Genomic DNA, 19,246 nt, shown 5'->3' on the forward strand with positions numbered 1-19,246 from the left:
ATCTGGTATCTTTGGAGTGATACCTAGATTGCTATTGGTTAAAAACTAAGCTGGAAGACTCAAAGCAGAATAAACAAAACCTAAAAATAAATATCATGAAACATGCACTTTCTATTTTCCTAATTATTCTAATGGTCTCTTGCGGTTCTTCTGATAAAAAAGAGGCATATGCCACCAAAGACTATAATGTATACATGCGAGGGAATCTTGCTGGAAAACACTCTAGCACCTTAGATAAAGAGGGAAACTATATTTACAATTTTGAATATAATGATAGAGGTCGAGGGCCGGAAATAGAGGAAAAAATAAAGCTAAATGACAAGGGCTCTATCACCTCACTACAAATCTCTGGTGTTAACTATTTAAAGGATACCATTTCTGAAGTTTTTAGCTATAATAAGGAAAAAGCCAGTTGGAAAAGTACTTCTGAACAAGGTACTACCGAGTCGGATGGAGCCCCATTTTATGCTAGCGTAAATGGCACCTTAGGCGATACAGAATTGTTGATTAGAAAATTACTAGCCTCTCCCAACCATGTAGTGCCCCTGTTACCAAGCGGTTCAGTAAAAATTGAAAATATAGATAGCATTGAGGTTGAAAATAACGCCTTAAGGCTCTTGGAGATTACTGGATTTGGTTTTGTTCCATCTTATATTTGGCTGGATGATAATGATAGAGTTTTCGCCTCCGTCTCCTCGTGGTTGACCATAATTGAAGAAAAAAATGCTCCACTTATAGAGCAGCTTTTGGAAATACAAACTGAAAAGGAAAATGCTTTTTTTAGGTCTTTGGCCCAAGAACTGACCGATACTCCCAGTGGTGCTTTCGCCATAAAAAATGTAAATCTATTCGACTCCAATTCAGGTGAAATTTTGCCAAATCGAACGGTTATCATAAACGGAAATACTATTGCGTCCGTTTTAACAGATGATCCTTCACTACCTGAAGGTGTAACCGAAATAGACGGGACCAACAAAACACTTTTGCCCGGGTTATTTGACAATCATTGTCATGTGCAAAAGGAAGATGGTTTACTGCACTTGGCAGCTGGTGTAACCTCAATAAGGGATATGGCTAATTCCATGGAACTCATAGAAATCAGAAAAGAGTTTGATAGTAACACCAGTATAGGGCCCCGTGTTGTAACCATGTCCGGATTTATTGATCAAAAAGGTCCTTTTGCTGGTCCTGGGCTTACGATTACAAATGTGGATGAAGGCTTAAAAGCTATTCAGGATTTTAAGGATAATGGCTATCATCAAATCAAATTATACAGTTCTATAGATCCTTCTTGGGTAAAACCTCTTGCGCAGAAAGCACACGATTTAGATTTAAAACTAAGCGGACATATTCCTGCACATATGTTAGCGGAAGATGCTATAAAAGATGGGTTTGATGAAATACAACATGTGAATATGTTGGCTTTGAATTTCCTATCTGATACCATAGATACCAGAACCCCTTTGCGATTTTCTGCGGTGGCCGAACACACTTATAAATTGGATTTAAAAGGAGATGATTTTAAATCATTTGTTAAACTTTTAAAGGATAAGGGCATTGAAATTGACCCCACCGTTTCCATTTTTGAAGGCATGTTTACTACAAAAGCAGGAGAACCCGACCCTCAGTTTGAAGCTGTTTTGGATAGGTTGCCTATTCAAGTGAGGCGTGGTTTTTATTCTGGTGGCTTACCTATTCCGCAAGGAAAAGAGCAACAATTCAAGGATTCATTTCAGAAGTTATTGGATATTATTTATGAATTGCACACCAGCGGTGTTACCATACTTCCTGGTACGGATGCTACTCCCGGCTTTGCATTGCATAAAGAACTGGAAAACTATGTTCGTGCCGGAATTCCAGCAAATGAAGTCTTGCAGTTGGCCACAATAACCTCTGCAAAAAACACCTTTACAGATAATCGGTTGGGCTCTATTGAAAAAGGAAAACTTGCCGACCTTATTCTGGTGGACGGAAATCCTTCTGAAAACATAAGTGATATAAGACGAGTGGTTATGACTATAAAAGATGGCAAAATCTTTAATCCCAAAAGTTTATACGCAGCATTGGGCATTGCACATTTTGAATAGCCTTGCCTCGATACAATTTTAGCTTGCCTAAGATAACTTTTAAAACAAAAAAGCCCATCTATAAAAGATGGGCTTTTTAAATTATAGAGTATATAAAGTTCTATTTCTTGTATTTATCATTCAGGATTTTTAACACCGCATCCGTAAGGTTTTTTGTGTCCTCTCCATACAGCACAGCTCCACCATCTCCGCCTCCAAGGATATAAGTGTAGCCATTTGCTTTACCGTAGCTTTTAATTTCCTCTTTGACTTTGCTCACCAAAGAGTCCATTTCTGTTTGGCTTCCTTGCTGTAACAATTGCTCCTCTTGTTGTAACTGCTGACCTACAAATTGTCCTCTTTGTTGCAGTACACTATATTCTTCTTGGGCACTTTTTTGAGACATTTTTTGCGCTTTCGTTTGAAATGCTTGAAGCTCAATTTGAAATGCTTGAGAAATACTGTCTCTTTTCTTGGTCAATGCTTCGGCCTTAACTTTAAATCTAGCTTCAACATCTAGCTTCTCCTGGTAGCCATCCATCAATTTCACGTTGTCCACATATCCAATCTTGTCTTGTTGACATGATATCGTCGTCAAGGCGATTGCAAATACTATAAGTTTTTTCATGTTTCTCTTTTTAAGGATGCGCAAAAATAGAAAAGCTTTTTGAATGACTATCATTATCTTTTATGAATCCAAAAAAAGCTTTCAGAACAATTATAAATAATTTTTATTTAGGTTATAATAAAAAATCAATTTTATCTATTATTATGGCCTGCGGAAACAGCCTTTATTGCGCGCTTCTTTTTTAAAAAGGTAATTAGTGCTCTATTTGATAAGAAGTCCTCAGAAATAGCTTAAAACAGATTAATTCTTCTTTTTAATGACGTATATCAACGAAGAATATTCTTTTGAAAAATATGCTTTAATGTTAGACCATAGCCCAATAAAAAATGCATTTATCAAATACAGTTTGTTTCCTTTATACTTTTCTGACAAGAGTGAAACATAAAACGAATCGAACAGCATTGGTTTAATTGAAACCACTTCCATCTCGTGCTTATCAAAAAGTCGAATAATTGAAGTTTTAGAGAAATGCCATATATGTCTGGGCACATCATATGCGGCCCAATAGGCGCCATAAAATTTGGCATCGTAAGATTTATAATTAGGGACTGCAACTACCACAACTCCATCTTTATCCAATAAACTTGCTATTTTTTCCACTTGTCCATCTAAATCTGGTAAATGCTCTAAAACATGCCATAACGTAATCGCCCCATACCTGCTTTCTTTTAAAGCAGAACTATTTTCGTGCAATACTATCCCCTTTTTGGCAGCATTGAGCCTAGCCTTTTCATTTGGTTCTATTCCATCAACTGAAAAACCTTTTGTTCTGGCTTTTACTAGAAAATCTCCTGTGCCTGCTCCAAAATCGAGGAGTTTTTTTGAGTTAACTATCTGATTATCAATCAGTTTAACTTTTTTTCGAAGACTATATTGCTTTACTTTTTGATATAACCTATCGGTAAGCGAAGTTTTTGAGTCCGTATGGGAAATGTATACCTCGCTATCGTAATACGGACTTAAGTCTTTTGGCTGTGGATGCGTTACCAACATTTCTAACTCAGCATCGTAGTGTAACTCAAAGGACTCTTGAGAAACTGAAAAATCTTTAGTTTTTAAATACGACTTCATTATAATTATGGGTGGAAAGGTATTCTTGTTTGAGGTTTCGAAGATACGGCAAAACGATATCCTTTGAAATTGAATCTTCGCTTAAACAATCTTTCTCAGTGTCACTAAACACTTCAATAGCGATGTGCCAGTTTCCAAATCTAGAAGCATGCACATCTTCCATTAACGGACCCATATCAGCTGCCTCACTTAGAATTCCATCAATGGCTAAAGGAATTAAATTAATTGTCTTTGTGGGAATTTCAACTTCGTAAAAAGAAAAATAGTATGGCTTATTCTCGACCATGAATGGAACCTCTGTATCTACGTAATAATCTTCCAATTCGAATTTGATGTTTATATAATTATAGAATTCATTTGCATCCTTGGGGTCTTCAAAAACAAAAACGGTCTTTTTAGGCAATCCTCTTTTAAATCTTTTGCCATTGGTGATTTTGTAATCTTTAATATTTGGAGCAATTCTAATTGGAATACAGGAATACAATACAATCCCCAGTGTTAAAAAGAGTAAAAATTTCTTCATTGGTGTTTAGTTTGATTCTTTTATTGAATCAATAATTAAGCCAAAAAAAGAAATCATGTATTTTGTTCCACGTGGAACAAATAGCTCTTTACCTTCCTAGAAAAACCAATAAAACACTAACATCTGAAGGAGAAACACCACTTATTCTCGAAGCTTGTGAAATTGTAACTGGGCGTATAGCTTCTAACTTCTCTCTTGCTTCATAAGAAAGAGATTTTAATTTAGAGTAATCAAAGTCCTCAGGAATCTTTACATTTTCCAAACGGTGTAATTTATCCGCATTGTTCTTTTCCTTTTCTATGTAGCCAGAATACTTTACCTGAATTTCCGCTTGCTCCAATACCTCAGAATTGAATTGGTGTTGTTTCACAAAACCGGAAACAACATCCAATTGAAGCATATGATCCATAGTAACCCTTGGTCTAGAAAACACCTTAAATAGTTTATCGGATTGGCGAACGGTTGAAGAAGACACCGATTCCAAAATAGGATTTATTTCCTCTGGAGAAAAGCTTGTCTTTCTAAAAAAGTCTACAAAACTTTCCGCCTCCTTTTGTTTTTTCTCCATTCGAACCATTCTCTCTTTGCTTGCCAAACCCAGCCCAAAACTCTTAGGCGTCAAACGAAGATCAGCATTATCTTGTCGCAATAAAGTACGATACTCTGCTCTGGACGTAAACATGCGATACGGTTCTTCTGTCCCCTTTGTAATTAAATCATCAATCAAAACACCAATATAGGCTTCGTCTCTCTTTAAAATAAACGATTCCTTTTCATTGATTTTCAAATGTGCATTTATTCCTGCCATCAGTCCTTGTGAAGCTGCTTCTTCATACCCTGTAGTTCCGTTAATTTGACCAGCAAAATATAGATTCTTAATCAGCTTTGTCTCCAGTGTATGTTTCAATTGCGTTGGCGGAAAATAATCGTATTCAATGGCATAACCCGGTCTAAAAAACTTAACATTTTCAAACCCCTTTACAGACTTCAACGCATTATATTGAACATCCTCAGGCAAGGAAGTAGAAAAACCATTTACGTACACTTCAACTGTATGCCACCCTTCAGGTTCTACAAAAATCTGGTGAGCATCTTTGTCCGCAAAACGATTTATTTTATCCTCAATTGAAGGGCAGTATCTAGGTCCAATACTTTTTATTCTTCCGTTAAACATTGGGGATCTGTCAAAACCTTCTCTCAATAAATCATGAACCAAAGCACTGGTATGTGTCATATGACAATCCCTTTGATTGGTTAAAATTTTAGACTCCAAATAGGAAAATTTCTCAGGATTCTCATCACCCGGTTGTGGAATCATTTGAGAATAATCCAAGGAACGCCCATCCACTCTTGGAGGTGTTCCCGTTTTCATTCTGCCACTATCAAATCCGAAATCCGTAAGTTGCTCCGTAATTCCTGTAGCCGCCTTTTCTCCAGCTCTTCCTCCTCCAAATTGCTTTTCCCCTATATGGATAAGCCCATTCAAAAAAGTTCCATTAGTCAATACAACCGCCTTTGACTTAATGTCAATTCCCAGTGATGTTCTAACGCCAACAACCCTATCTCCCTCAACCAATAGGCCAGATACCATCTCTTGATAGAAATCTGCATTTGGGGTATTCTCTAAAGCCAATCTCCATTCCTCAGCGAAACGCATTCTGTCATTCTGCGCTCTTGGACTCCACATAGCGGGTCCCTTAGACTTGTTCAGCATCTTAAACTGAATGGCTGACTTATCAGTAATAATGCCACTATAACCCCCCAATGCATCTATCTCACGAACAATTTGCCCTTTTGCAATTCCGCCCATAGCAGGATTACAAGACATTTGTCCAATGGTTTGAAGGTTCATGGTGACAAGCAGGGTTTTAGAACCCATGTTCGCTGCTGCTGCCGTAGCTTCTGCTCCAGCATGGCCACCGCCAACTACAATTACATCATATTCTTTTTCAAACATATCTAATGTTCCACGTGGAACAATTTTATCTTTTCTTCCTCTTTACTCCGCATCAATATACGCTCTTCATCTGTCTTATCTCCAAAACCCATAAGGTGTAATATGCCATGACTCATGACCCTTAATAGCTCTTCATCTAAACTTACTTTGTAAGCTTTAGCATTCTCATTGACTCTTTCAGTTGAAATAAAAATATCTCCTGAAAGTGTCTTTCCATCTGAATAATCAAATGTTATAATGTCTGTATAAGTGTCATGATTTAAATAGTCCTGGTTGATACTAAGAAGATAATCATCAGAGCAAAATATATAGTCCAACTCTCCAGCCAAAAAACCCTCTGACATAATTATTCTAGTAATCCAATCGGAATATTGGGTTTTGCTCTCTAAAACAAAGTCCGACTTAAAATGAAACTCAATCATTCTTAAAATAAACCTTTACCCTCTTCGCGTAATTTTGCCGCAAAGGTAGTGCTTGTCCATTTAATATTTCAATGTCGTTCTGGTATTCCTTGAGCAACTCTGGTTTCGTGGTTATAGGGTTCGTAAAGTTGTTTAAGTTTGTGTTGCTTTCTCGTTCCTTTTTCCTGCCCTGTTTTAGGGTTGCATCTTTGAGTTTCAACAGTTCGTGCTGAATCGTATTTACTTTACTTCTAGTGCGCCTCGTAATTCCATTTTCCAATAAGTCATTTTCAAAATCCCCCATCTGCCTAATCAACTTTTTCGCAAGATTCCTGTCCGCATTATTGATTAAATCATTCAGCTGTTTTTCCAGTTGTTGACGGATATATTGTTGTTCTTTATAGATTTCATATATCTCGCTCAAACTCATTTCTCCATCGCCACTTTCACCGCCACTTCCATTTTCACTTCCCTGTTGTCCATTCCCATTCTGTCCTTCCTTTCCATCATTTTTTCCTCCTTCATTCCCGTCCTGTCCTTTTTTACCAGAACCTTGCTTTTCTCCTTCTCCTTTGTGACCTTCCCCTTCTTTTCCCTGTTGCCCAGATTTACCTTTACCCTGTTCTCCAGAACTACCCATCTTCTCTTGAACACCTTGCTGTCCCTTAATGATATCCGGCAGCTGAAAATCACCACCTCCCTGACCGCTGCCTTGGCCAGGTTTCATATTCTGTTGCATGTTATCCAGAATATTCGCCAAAAAATCAGCCAATGCATTCGTCGCATTTATAACATATTGTTGATATGATGCTCCTTGAAAAACTTGGTTTTCGGCTATGCTTTGCAATGACTTGTCAATATTATAATATACCTCAGTAATTTGCTCATTCACAAACTCTGACAACTCCGCTCTTCTAAGAGACAAAGCGAATAAACTGTCATCAACATGCTCAAACAACCTTCGTAATTCCTTTTGATCTCTTACTGTTTTAGAAAACTGCGAAATGTCAACATCTGAACCTTCCACGGTCTCAAAAAGGGTTTCTTGCTTAAAAGAAAAGGTCACCAAATTATCCAAAATTTGTCTCAACATTTCCGCATCTTCTGTAATAGAAGAACCGCCACCACCCATGGAGCTTTGCTGTAATGATTTGCTCATCTCTTTCATCTTTTGGGCAGCAGATTTCTGTTTTTGGCTAGCCTTGTTTTTAGCTGCTTTACTTTTTTCTTCTTCCGAATTTTCTTGCTCTTCCTTACTCTTATTTAGTTCCTCCAATGCCTTTTTCTGATCTTCTTCAACGCCTTCTTTGTCCCTATCCTGAACATTTATGCTCATCGGCTTTTTCAAGTTCTCATTATCTTTTTTAAGCTCATTCAACTCCTTGGCCAATTCCTTAAAATCTTCATTCAACTTTTGTTGCTTCGCTTCTTCCTCAGAAATAGCACTATCCTCCTCCGAAAGCTTTTCTTGTTTCTCTGATAACTCATCGAGCTCTTTAGATAGCTGCGCCATTTTCTCTGTTACATAATATCGTTTGGTGAGCTCTAAAATCTGCTCTAAATTTCTGGCGCTTGAACTCTGCTTCCTGCCAAGTTCGTCTAGCTTCTTTTTTAGTTCCTCTTTGTCAATTTTATCAGCAAGCTTATTTAGTTCCTCTAACAGTTTCTCGTTCTTTTTTGCTTCAAGCTCCTGTCTTTCCAGTCTCTCTTGTAACATTTTCTTTCTCTCATCGGAACTATCATCCTTATTCAAACTTTCCTTTAACTGTTGACTGAATTTCTCCATCAATTCCTCTTGGCGTTCCTGCTTCTGTAAAAAATCTTTTATCTCATTTTTATCATCAAAGTTCAAGGTCTTTTCTTCCTTTTGCTTGTCATTGATTTTTGAAAGGGTTTCTTGCTGTTCTTTATATTTTTCAAGAGACCTATCCATCTTATTCAAAACAGAATTTTGAAACTCTAACTCTTTGTTTTTCAGTTGGTTACTGTCAAATAATGCTGTGTCAAACGTTTTGCTTTTAGTTAGCTTACCGTTTCTAAGTCCATCATTATCAACAACTTCAAAATACAACTTATAGTTCTTCCCTTTCTCCAGGGTAAACCCTGAAGGAAATGTATAATAAAACTGGTGCACATTGTTGTTGGGTGATTCCAAAACCACTCTTTGAATATCTCGATTATTATCTGCTGGATAGCACACAACTCGTATCTTACTCACCTTGTAGTCATCCGCAGCTTGGCCTGTATAAAATGATTGGTTTTGATGTATAGAATCCAAAACCTGCTCCACCTCAACTGTCGGATAGGCATCCTTAACAACTTCCAATTGATAACCAAGTTTTTCAAAATCCTGTACATTTTTATTCGATGTGCTCAGCTCATAACTTAAATCATTATAAACCTTAACCGCATGTTCGAACACATTTTGATCCTTGACAAAAGCAAAAGTCGTATCACTTGCTGACATTTGAATTTCCTCTACATGCCTGCCCTCAATATTCCAACTTACTTTAGTGCCTTCGGGAATAACCGCATTTCCGGTTCCAGTAATTACCTCAGTTGTTCGTTGTATATACTTTGGAAAATCGAGCTGCATTTTAAAATCAAGTAAGGACGGAGTTCTAAAACTTCGGACCGTATAATGCTTGGAGTTCCACCCATTGGCTGTTACATAAAAACTGCTCTCGTTGACGGGCGCCTCAAACGTATGCGTATAAACACCATTACGGTTTTTAAGCAATAGCTCCTCCCCATCAATTACCATAAATACATTTTCTGGTTTTACCTCTCCTGCAGTGGTCACCTGTATGGTCAAAGGTTCATTATCCAAAACCTCCAGCCTTTCATTCAATATTTGAAAAGTAAACGGTGCCGGCTGTTCAAACGCCAAGTCATAATTAACTACTCTTTTGTATGAATTAAAAAAGGAAACGATATTGCCAGACAACCAAATGAAGCTTAAAATAAGCACTGGAATCACCACATACTTTGCATATTTAAAACTCTCTTTAAAGTCAATTGCTTTCTTAAACGAAACTTGACTCAAGCCTTCACTTCTTTGTTCAATACTCGCCAACAAAAGTTCGGAAGCAGATTTGTTTTCAGCCAACTCCAACAAATTGTATAGCTTATCATCAATTTGAGGAAAATGTTTTCCAATGAGCACCGACGCTTCTTTGTTGGATATCCCTTTTCTAATCTTAAAAAGAAAGAATAGCGGAACTAGAATAAACTTATAAATCAAGAACAGCTCAACCACTAAAAAAATCAGAAACAGTACAAGGCGCCAATCTTGGTTCAACCAAAGCATATATTCCAAAGACATTATGCCAAGCATAAAAAGAAGTCCAATCGCTAAAAACAGCAGACTTCCTTTAATCAATTGCTTTGTATAATACTTCTTGGTAAACTCGTTGAGCTTATCGAGTATCTTATGATAACTGTTCAAAATCCATATTATTTACTACCAAGATACCTGATAGCAGGGAATAGTGCTGAAAACTTTTTGTTAAAACACATCCCTTAAACTGTTTTCTAGTGCTGGGCCAAGTAGTATCTTTGCGGCTCAATTTGGTGTCACATGAGTCAAAAAGTACGGGTTCGTTTTGCTCCCAGCCCAACGGGGCCATTGCACATAGGTGGTGTTCGCACTGCTTTATTCAATTATTTGTTTGCCAAAAAACACGGTGGTGATTTTGTGCTCAGAATTGAGGATACTGACCAAAACCGCTATGTGGAAGGTGCAGAGGCATATATTGTGGAAGCTTTAAACTGGTGTGGTATTCCTTTTGATGAAGGGCCAGGGAGAGAAGAAGCTTTTGGGCCCTACAGACAAAGTGAACGGAAACATTTGTACAAGGACTATGCTCTGGAGCTCATTGAAAAAGGGCATGCTTATTATGCTTTTGATACCTCGGAGCGATTAGATTTTCACCGTAAAGATCATGAAGAAAAAGGCAAGACTTTTATCTATAATTGGCACAACAGGCTAAAGCTTACCAACTCCCTTTCGTTGTCTGCCGAAGAGACACAAACAAAACTGGATGCCGGAGAAGATTACGTTATCCGATTTAAATCACCACAAGACCAGGAAATAGTTTTGAATGACATTATACGTGGAGAAATTAAAATAGACACCAATGTTCTTGATGATAAAATCCTTTTTAAAAGTGATGGTATGCCTACCTACCATTTGGCGAATATTGTGGATGACCATTTAATGGAAATTACGCACGTAATTCGCGGTGAAGAATGGTTGCCATCTTTGGCCCTTCATCAATTATTATATAATGCTCTTGATTGGAAGGCGCCCAAGTTTGCACACCTGCCCCTTATCATGAAGCCTGTTGGTAAAGGAAAATTGAGCAAACGTGATGGTGAAAAAGGAGGATTCCCCATTTTTCCTATATCGTGGAACGAATCTCAAGGGTATCGCGAAGCGGGATATTTTCCAGAAGCGGTTATTAACTTTTTAGCGCTATTGGGATGGAATCCTGGAACGGAACAAGAGCTATTTAGTTTGTCAGCATTAATTGAAACCTTTAGCTTGGAGCGTGTAAACAAATCCGGCGCACGCTTTGATCCTGAAAAAACAAAATGGTACAACCACCAATACCTCCAAAAGAAAAGTGATAAAGAACTTGCATTCTCATTTATTGCATTTCTTCAAAATAGTTTCACCTCTCTTCCTGAATCTGCAGTCAACCTAGAATATGTTACAAAAGTAGTTTCGCTAGTTAAGGAGCGTGCCGATTTTGTTTCCGATTTATGGGAATTGGGCAACTACTTTTTTGAAGCACCTACCAGCTACAATGAAAAAGCGGTAAAAAAACAGTGGAAGGAAAATACGCCACAACTGATGCAAAAAGTAGCTGAGATTTTGGAAGTTACCGAAGACTTTAACTCAGCAACTGTTGAATCCAATGTTAAGGCCTGGATTACGGATAATGAACTTTCCTTTGGAAAAGTGATGGGCCCTTTAAGGTTAATCATTGTTGGAGAATTAAAGGGGCCTCATATTTTTGATATTCTTGCTTTATTAGGAAAAGAAGAAAGTGTAGGAAGGATAAAAAAGGCCTTAGAGACAATCTAATTGACGGATGTGTAACAAAACTTGATCGTTGACTACCTATATCGTACAGAGTTTTGTACTTTAACTTCTTAACATAAAATCTATACGCTATGGGTAATTTTCTTCTTATTCCTTTAATATTTTTTGGGCTTATCGTTCTTTTTTCTTCCTTCTTTACGGTAAAGCAGCAAACCGCAGCTATTGTGGAACGCTTTGGCCGCTTTAACAGCATTAGACAATCTGGTTTGCAAATGAAAATTCCATTGGTGGATAGGATTGTGTCTCGTGTTGGGTTAAAAATTCAGCAATTGGATGTTATTGTTGAGACCAAAACGCTCGATGATGTTTTTGTAAAACTTAAGGTTTCAGTTCAGTATGTAGTTATCAAATCTAAAGTTTACGAAGCCTTTTATAAACTGGAATATCCACATGATCAAATCACTTCTTATGTTTTTGATGTGGTCCGTGCCGAGGTTCCAAAAATGAAATTGGATGATGTCTTTGTGAAAAAAGACGACATCGCCATTGCCGTAAAAACCGAACTTCAAGATGCCATGTTGGATTATGGATATGACATTATTAAAACCTTGGTAACGGATATTGACCCCGATGCTCAGGTCAAAGAAGCTATGAATAGGATTAATGCCTCCGAACGTGAAAAAATTGCTGCGCAGTTTGAAGGTGATGCTGCCAGAATCCTAATTGTAGAAAAGGCGAAGGCCGAAGCGGAAAGCAAAAGACTGCAAGGACAGGGTATTGCCGATCAGCGTCGTGAAATTGCACGAGGTCTGGAGGAATCTGTCGAAGTTTTGAATAAGGTTGGAATCAATTCACAAGAGGCATCTGCCTTAATTGTAGTAACACAACATTATGATACGTTGCAATCTATTGGTGAAGAAACCAACACCAATTTGATTCTTTTGCCAAATTCTCCACAAGCCGGTAGCGATATGCTCAATAATATGGTTGCCTCATTTACAGCAAGTAATATGATCGGGGAATCTATGAAAAAGACAAACGTTCCAAAAAAGAATAGTTAGAAAATCGGATTTTCTTGCTGGCTTAAAGAAAAAACCTCAATTGTTTAATTCAATTGAGGTTTTAATTTGATGTTTACTAAAAACTTAAAATAAAGCGCTCTCACGGCTGATCTATAGCCAAAATATACTGTTGGGTTTCAGTAAAAAGATCTGCTAAGAAACGCTATCTAAATTGACTGATGTTTATTGTTAAAAACAATGAGGTTTGGCTTGTTAAATAGATAACCTCTATATTAATTATTTTGTTGGATTTTTGCCCAAGTGTCCCTTAAAGTAACCGTTCTATTGAAAACCAAATTTTCGGCTGTTGAGTCCGTATCTACATTAAAATATCCCAAACGTTGAAACTGAAATCTGTCTCCAACTTTTGCATTTTTCAGACTTGGTTCTAAATACCCCGTAATTTTTTTCAATGAATCTGGATTTACAAATTCCATAAAATCCTTGTCCTTATGTCCATCGGGATTTTCATCATTGAACAAGCGATCATATAAACGAACCTCAGCTTTCACAGCATGCGCAATTGAAACCCAATGTAACGTACCTTTTACTTTTCTTAAACTTTCTTCTGTGCCGCTACCACTTTTACTTTTGGGGTCATAGGTGCACTGCACTTCAAGAATATTCCCATCGGTATCTTTGGTGCAGCTTTCCGCTTTTATGATATAGCCGTTTTTCAATCGAACCTCACCGCCTAGCTTTAGTCTGAAAAATTTGCGATTGGCCTCCTCTCTAAAATCTTCTTGCTCTATGAACAGCTCTCTTGAAAATGGAACTTGTCTACTTCCATCGGATTCATCTCCTGGATTGTTCTCAGCCTCTAACCATTCTTCTTTACCTTCTTCATAATTCGTTATAACCACTTTTAATGGATTGAGTACCGCCATTACCCGGGGAGCAATTTTATTCAAATGTTCCCTTACGTGAAATTCCAACAAAGAAACATCTACAATGTTCTCCCTTTTTGCAATTCCAATAGTTTCCGCAAAATTCCGAATAGATTCTGGAGTATATCCCCTTCTTCTTAATCCGGATATGGTTGGCATGCGTGGATCGTCCCAACTATCAACAACACTCTGCTCCACCAATTGTAATAATTTACGTTTGCTTACCACAGTATGACTCAGGTTTCTTCTGGCAAATTCCCGTTGTTTGGGGCGAAGCTTTTCAGTATCTACCAATTGGTCCAAAAACCAATTATACAATTCTCTATGAGGCAAAAACTCTAATGTACATAAGGAATGCGACACTTGTTCTATATAATCACTTTCACCATGAGTCCAATCATACATTGGGTAAATACACCAATCGGTATTTGTTCTGTGGTGGGCCTTATGCAGTACGCGATACATGATGGGGTCCCGCATTAGCATATTTGGAGAAGTCATGTCAATTTTTGCTCGTAGTACATGTTTTCCTTCTTCAAACTCTCCATTTTTCATTCTCTCAAAAAGTGATAGATTCTCCTCTATGGAACGATTTCTAAATGGGCTTTCTTTGCCCGATTCAGTCGGAGTTCCCTTTTGTTCTGCCATTTCTTCTGAGCTCTGGCTATCAACATAAGCTTTGCCCTGCTTGATCAATTCTACCGCCCAATCATAAAGCTGTTGAAAATAGTCTGATGCATAACGCTCCGTGTCCCATTCATAACCCAGCCACTTAACATCTTTTTTTATGGCATCTACATACTCCTTTTCCTCTTTTGCTGGGTTTGTATCGTCAAAACGTAGATTCACAGGCGCATTGTACCTAAGGCCTAATCCAAAATTTAGACAAATAGAACTGGCGTGGCCTATATGAAGATATCCATTTGGCTCAGGTGGAAACCGAAAACGCAGGTCTTGCTGCCCATATCCATTTGCCAAATCTTCCTCAACAATATGCTCAATAAAATTCAACGATTTAACTTCTTCCTCCATTTCAAAAATTTGAAGCGCAAATGTAGTAAAATCCAGCGTTTATAGCCATTAATCATGCATTGGTGTATACAAAGAAAGCCATTTCACAACACTTTTGGTATGCCCTACAACAATATCTTTCCTTTCGACGAAATTAAAATCATATTTGTTATTAGAATATTATATGAAATAGTGGGTGTTTTTGGGCACCTAACTGAACTGAACAAAAATTAAGGGGCACAACGATAGGGCATTATTGCCCATAACCTCTTAAAACTAACGCTGATGAAGAAAACTAGTTCATATAATAGCATTCTTGTGATTGTATTCGCATTTATGCTGCTTGGAGCACACTCCTTAAGTGCACAAGTACTTGAAAAGCCAACAACCGTGTGGACGGCTGCGTGTGCTTCGGATAGCTTTAACCAATACGATGTTAGCTTCAGATGGAACCCGCCCTTGGTGGATGCTGGAAATGAGTTTATTCTTGAACTATCAGATTCCAATGGAAACTTTGGGTCTCCAAGAGAGCTTACAAGAGTTGGAGACAAAAACACGGATTTTAATTTTGATTTTCGCTTCACGCTTCCAACAGATGTTAGAGGTGAAAGCTACAAATTGAGGGTACGTAGTACAAGTCCTGTAAAAACAAGTCCTGCTACTGACTCATATCCCATGCATTATATTGATTATGGCTCTCCATTACTTATCAGCCAGGATGGCAGCGGAACGATTCCTCCAGGTGGAGCTATTTCTGTTTGCGGTGGTGGGTCTGTTACACTTTCACCACATAATATCCCCAATGCTAACACCTATCAGTACAATTGGTATAGAAGTGGAACACTATTATCAGAAAAAAGCGAAAGCATTACGGTATCCACTACAGGGATGTATTATGTTGAGTTAGATTATGGGTCTGTATGTTCAGGTTCTGCAAATACACTTTCCAATACCATTGAAATTTCAGCGGGCAGTAGTGTGGGAATTGCAATAAATGGTCCTAACGATATTGGGCTATGTCCAGGAGATGCCGGCACCTTAACCACCAATATTACCGGTGTGGGTCTTACTTACACTTGGTTCAAAGATGGTGCTATCGTGTCCGGACCTACTTTAGAAGGCTCTACATATAATATAAACACAGGAGTCAGTGGTTTTGATGGAAGTTACGAGGTTGAAGTTGAAGGTGCTGCTGCCTGTTTAGAGCGTTCTGCAGCTGTAACCGTAAGAAATCTTGGAGAGTTTGAAGTAACAAGACAGAATGAAGAAAATATTGTGTTGTTACCCTCTCAGACAAAAACACTCTCAGTAACGACTACGGCTACTACTCCAACATATCAGTGGTACAAAGATGGATCGCCTGTTTCCGGTGCCACAAACAGTTCTTTAGACATTACTGAAACAGGAGTGTATTTTGCTAGGGTAACTGAAAATGGAGGAGGTTGTTCAGCTTTACCATTAGATTCAGCAAATACTACGGTGGTTTCTCCAGATTCCTTTGAGTTTGTAGTTGCTTATGCCGGAGCGTACACCGAATGTCAAAATACTGGAGCAACCATAAGTCTTTCCACTATTAATGCAGTTAGCAACTCTGGAGCAAAAACAGATGTTACTGCAGATTTACAATCTTCATTTACCTATCAATGGGTACATGACGGTAATACTATTGGAGGAGAAACTTCGAGAACAATTACTGTTTCCAATTTTGAAGACAATGGTGACTATAGACTAGATGGTGTTTTAAACAGCTTTAATGTTTCTTCCAATGATTTAAACATAAGGTTATCAAAAAATACTTCATTAGAAATAACTTCTAACGGAACTATTCTATGTGAAGGAGCAGATGCCATTGTTTTTAATAGCTCTGAAAACTTGGCTGATGAAACCTTTGAATGGTTAAAAGATGGTGCTATTATAGATACCTCTTCAGAAACTATTACTGCAGATGAAATAGGAGTTTACCAATTAATTATACGGACAAATGACTGCCCAATAGTTTCCAACGAAGTTACCGTACGGACCTTTGATGAATCCTTACTTGTTCTTGACAGTCCTGAAGACATCATTATAATAGAAGGTGAAACCGAAACTGTAATGGCAACTGGTGCTGAATCATACGAATGGTTCGACACCAACAATACCTTATTAGGTACACAAGATTCCTACAATTTTGAGCTAGAAGGAGAATACCTTTTAGTCGCAAACTTTGGGAACTGTACCATAAACAGAGTTATTACCGTAACCTATAGAGATACCTTTTCCATTCCTAATGTAATTACCGCAAATGGTGACGGAATTAATGACCTATGGGTTTTACCAAATACATATTCCAGAGATGAAAATGTTTTGGTAACCATATATGATGAAAGAGGGAAAGAGGTTTTTAGCCAATCTAACTACGAAAACAACTGGCCTCAATCTACTACATCATTTAACAAACAAAATATGATCTTTTATTACAGGGTCACTAGAGGAGGTGAAAACCTTAAACAAGGAACAATAACTGTTATCCGATAAAACCGAAATGCGCACAAACAAACCCCAACTTTTATTACTCTTCATCCTTATGCTTTCTTTTTCTGGCTTACGCGGCCAGGAAGAGAATCCGTTTGTGGCGTATGATGTGCCTTCCCAGAACCTGTTAAAGTTCAATAGGTTCCTTATAAATCCGACCTTTTCAACGGTACGGGAAGACAAATCGTACATCAATTTATTTCACAGAAACCAATCGGTATCTTTTGATGACAATAACCAAGTTTATTTCTTAAGTTATAGCGGAAGAGTAGGTGATAGGAGTGGTGTTGGACTAAGTCTGTTCACCAATCGTGAAGGGCTATTCAACAACTTTGGGGTACATGCCAATTATGCCTATGGAGTCAAGTTGAGCCCAAAAAGCAATTTCACTTTTGGGGCTAATGTTTCATATTATCAAAGTGCCTTTAATCAAAACAGGGCCAATGCCTTGGATAATGATCCTTTTTTAAACGGATTGGAAAGTAGTTCTTTAGTTACTTTCCAACCTGGGTTCAATATTTCTTATGGTAATTTTGACTTCGGTGGTTTTGCCGAAAATCTCTTTGATTACAACCTTAAAACCAGTGAATCGGTTACCGAATTCAATGAGAAAACCTATTCTGGTCACTTACAATATACCCATCAGTTTGAAAATGCCTCTGGAATATTGGAGCAAGGTAGGCTAATGCCTTTGGCGCGTGTTAGAAAAACAGGGGAGGAAACCATTACGCTTGGTGGAAACCTTATTATGGATTTACCAAAATTAGGATGGGTTCAAGCCGGTTATGATGACTTTTATGGCGCCTCTGCCGGACTAGGTTTCAACCTCAACAAAAACCTCTCTATAGGATATACAGTAGAAAAAGGACTTAGCAACAACTTTGAAAACTTTGGGGTAAGCCATGAGGTTTCACTAGCGTACTCCTTTACCCCCAACTTAACAGAGGATAGGGTAATGTTGGAAAAAGAAAATGAGGATTTAGTTGATACGGATACGGTCCCTGAAGAAGATTTAACCCTTTCTGAAAAAGACCTCAAGATTTCCGAATTAGAATCAAAATTAGCAGAAAACGATGCCATTCTGGATGAACTTTTATTGCGTCAAGATTCTATTGAAACGGCAAGAGAAAGTGATTTGGAAAGAAGGTTTGAAACCGTAATGCGTATGGTGCGTAGAGAGACAAAAGGGCAAATGCCTCAACTAGAGGAAAAGGCTAAAGAAGTCTATTTTGCCAACATGGACAGCATGGATGTTATCGATACCAAACGTCCTTCACAAACGGTCGCTAACCACGGACTTTCCAATACTACTGCCGCCAAAAAAGTTATTCGCTTAAATGATTCTAAAAACACCACTGTTGCTTCCAGAAAAACCTCAGTTAAAAGAGATAAAATAGCCAAATCCCCAAGAAAAACTGTTGGACGATTTAGATCTTTCAACATACCTAATATAGAAAGTGGGCACTATCTCATTGCAAATGTCTTTAGAGACCCTCAAAATGTATCTGCATTTTTAGACAAACTACAATCTCAAGGTATAAACGCCGACTATTTTGAAAACCCTAAAAACGGACTCAACTATGTATACCTAAAAGGGTTTAGAGATAAAAAAGAGGCCATTGATGCCTACAATACACAGCTTGACGGAACTTACCAAGGTGATGCTTGGGTAATGAATGTTCATGGAGTAGATCCATACAACAGTTTCGTAGCTGTAGAAAAAACTACAAAATCCAAATATGGAGACAATGCTTTGCATAAAAATGTAAGCAAGACCAAAGGAAATGCTTCTCAAGTCTCTTATAGCACATATAAAATTAACGGGCTAGGTTCTGGTTTTTATATCATCGCTAACGTTTTTGAAAAAGCCAAGAACGCAAACCGATTTGTAAAAGAACTGAATGCCAAAGGATTAAATGCGAGCTATTTTATAAATCCAGAAAACAACTATAGGTACGTGTACCTTAAAAAACATCAGACCTGGACCAATGCGCTCACCTCATACTATTCCAAACTAAATGCTTCGTATGATGACAAAATGTGGATCATGCGGGTAAAACCAAACTCCAATAGTTAA

The 19,246-nt window shown here is 37.9% G+C and carries 12 protein-coding genes; 5 read left to right on the plus strand and 7 right to left on the minus strand.

What is annotated here, in order from left to right; genetic code table 11:
• The first annotated feature begins 95 nt into the window (after positions 1-95).
• Positions 96-2,087 (plus strand): amidohydrolase family protein, encoded by a 1,992-nt coding sequence (locus FVB32_RS04970; protein WP_147741761.1) that lies wholly within the window; start codon positions 96-98, stop codon positions 2,085-2,087.
• Positions 2,088-2,187: 100 nt separating this feature from the next.
• Here the strand turns inward: FVB32_RS04970 and FVB32_RS04975 are convergent, their stop codons facing one another.
• The 6 genes from FVB32_RS04975 to FVB32_RS05000 all read right to left on the minus strand — a co-directional run bounded on the left by FVB32_RS04975 (position 2,188) and on the right by FVB32_RS05000 (position 10,094).
• Positions 2,188-2,694, minus strand: a complete 507-nt coding sequence (locus tag FVB32_RS04975) for an OmpH family outer membrane protein (RefSeq protein WP_147741763.1) — start codon at positions 2,692-2,694, stop codon at positions 2,188-2,190.
• A gap of 240 nt (positions 2,695-2,934) precedes the next feature.
• Positions 2,935-3,765, minus strand: a complete 831-nt coding sequence (locus tag FVB32_RS04980) for a class I SAM-dependent methyltransferase (RefSeq protein WP_147741764.1) — start codon at positions 3,763-3,765, stop codon at positions 2,935-2,937.
• Positions 3,743-4,288, minus strand: coding sequence for a hypothetical protein (locus FVB32_RS04985; protein ID WP_147741766.1), 546 nt, complete (start codon positions 4,286-4,288; stop codon positions 3,743-3,745). Before FVB32_RS04985 ends, FVB32_RS04980 begins: the two co-directional genes overlap by 23 nt.
• A gap of 88 nt (positions 4,289-4,376) precedes the next feature.
• Entirely contained in the window at positions 4,377-6,245 is a 1,869-nt protein-coding gene (gene mnmG, locus FVB32_RS04990) for a tRNA uridine-5-carboxymethylaminomethyl(34) synthesis enzyme MnmG (RefSeq protein WP_147741768.1), read from the minus strand.
• Positions 6,246-6,247: 2 nt separating this feature from the next.
• The gene (gene ybeY, locus FVB32_RS04995; RefSeq protein WP_147741770.1) at positions 6,248-6,667 is read right to left on the minus strand and encodes an rRNA maturation RNase YbeY; all 420 of its coding nucleotides are present in this window, start codon (positions 6,665-6,667) and stop codon (positions 6,248-6,250) included.
• On the minus strand, positions 6,660-10,094 hold the full coding sequence (locus FVB32_RS05000) for a DUF4175 family protein (RefSeq protein WP_147741772.1): 3,435 nt from the start codon (positions 10,092-10,094) through the stop codon (positions 6,660-6,662). The genes ybeY and FVB32_RS05000 overlap by 8 nt, the downstream gene beginning before the upstream one ends.
• Before the next feature lie 132 nt (positions 10,095-10,226).
• Between FVB32_RS05000 and gltX the strand changes: the two genes are divergently transcribed.
• Positions 10,227-11,738 (plus strand): glutamate--tRNA ligase, encoded by a 1,512-nt coding sequence (gltX, locus tag FVB32_RS05005; protein ID WP_147741774.1) that lies wholly within the window; start codon positions 10,227-10,229, stop codon positions 11,736-11,738.
• Positions 11,739-11,827: 89 nt separating this feature from the next.
• Entirely contained in the window at positions 11,828-12,757 is a 930-nt protein-coding gene (locus FVB32_RS05010) for an SPFH domain-containing protein (RefSeq protein WP_147741776.1), read from the plus strand.
• Between the two features lie 233 nt (positions 12,758-12,990).
• Here FVB32_RS05010 and FVB32_RS05015 read toward each other — a convergent pair whose 3' ends face one another.
• Positions 12,991-14,676: a glutamine--tRNA ligase/YqeY domain fusion protein gene (locus FVB32_RS05015; protein ID WP_147741778.1), complete on the minus strand. Its 1,686-nt coding sequence runs from the start codon at positions 14,674-14,676 to the stop codon at positions 12,991-12,993.
• 264 nt (positions 14,677-14,940) lie between these two features.
• On the opposite strand from FVB32_RS05015, the gene FVB32_RS05020 reads away from it, so the two are divergent.
• Complete coding sequence (locus FVB32_RS05020) at positions 14,941-17,172, plus strand: T9SS type B sorting domain-containing protein (protein WP_147741780.1); 2,232 nt, start codon at positions 14,941-14,943, stop codon at positions 17,170-17,172.
• Between the two features lie 7 nt (positions 17,173-17,179).
• Positions 17,180-19,246: a PorP/SprF family type IX secretion system membrane protein gene (locus tag FVB32_RS05025; RefSeq protein ID WP_147741782.1), complete on the plus strand. Its 2,067-nt coding sequence runs from the start codon at positions 17,180-17,182 to the stop codon at positions 19,244-19,246.

The organism is Flagellimonas hymeniacidonis (assembly GCF_008040165.1).
GTDB classification, from domain to species: domain Bacteria; phylum Bacteroidota; class Bacteroidia; order Flavobacteriales; family Flavobacteriaceae; genus Flagellimonas; species Flagellimonas hymeniacidonis.

Bases quoted from the DNA above. Each gene is read 5' to 3' on its own strand.
- FVB32_RS05010 (WP_147741776.1), top strand. From the start codon at position 11,828: ATGGGTAATTTTCTTCTTATTCCTTTAATATTTTTTGGGCTTATCGTT.
- gltX (WP_147741774.1), top strand. From the start codon at position 10,227: ATGAGTCAAAAAGTACGGGTTCGTTTTGCTCCCAGCCCAACGGGGCCA.
- FVB32_RS05015 (WP_147741778.1), bottom strand. From the start codon at position 14,676: ATGGAGGAAGAAGTTAAATCGTTGAATTTTATTGAGCATATTGTTGAG.
- FVB32_RS05020 (WP_147741780.1), top strand. From the start codon at position 14,941: ATGAAGAAAACTAGTTCATATAATAGCATTCTTGTGATTGTATTCGCA.
- FVB32_RS04980 (WP_147741764.1), bottom strand. From the start codon at position 3,765: ATGAAGTCGTATTTAAAAACTAAAGATTTTTCAGTTTCTCAAGAGTCC.
- FVB32_RS04970 (WP_147741761.1), top strand. From the start codon at position 96: ATGAAACATGCACTTTCTATTTTCCTAATTATTCTAATGGTCTCTTGC.
- FVB32_RS05025 (WP_147741782.1), top strand. From the start codon at position 17,180: ATGCGCACAAACAAACCCCAACTTTTATTACTCTTCATCCTTATGCTT.
- mnmG (WP_147741768.1), bottom strand. From the start codon at position 6,245: ATGTTTGAAAAAGAATATGATGTAATTGTAGTTGGCGGTGGCCATGCT.
- ybeY (WP_147741770.1), bottom strand. From the start codon at position 6,667: ATGATTGAGTTTCATTTTAAGTCGGACTTTGTTTTAGAGAGCAAAACC.
- FVB32_RS04975 (WP_147741763.1), bottom strand. From the start codon at position 2,694: ATGAAAAAACTTATAGTATTTGCAATCGCCTTGACGACGATATCATGT.
- FVB32_RS04985 (WP_147741766.1), bottom strand. From the start codon at position 4,288: ATGAAGAAATTTTTACTCTTTTTAACACTGGGGATTGTATTGTATTCC.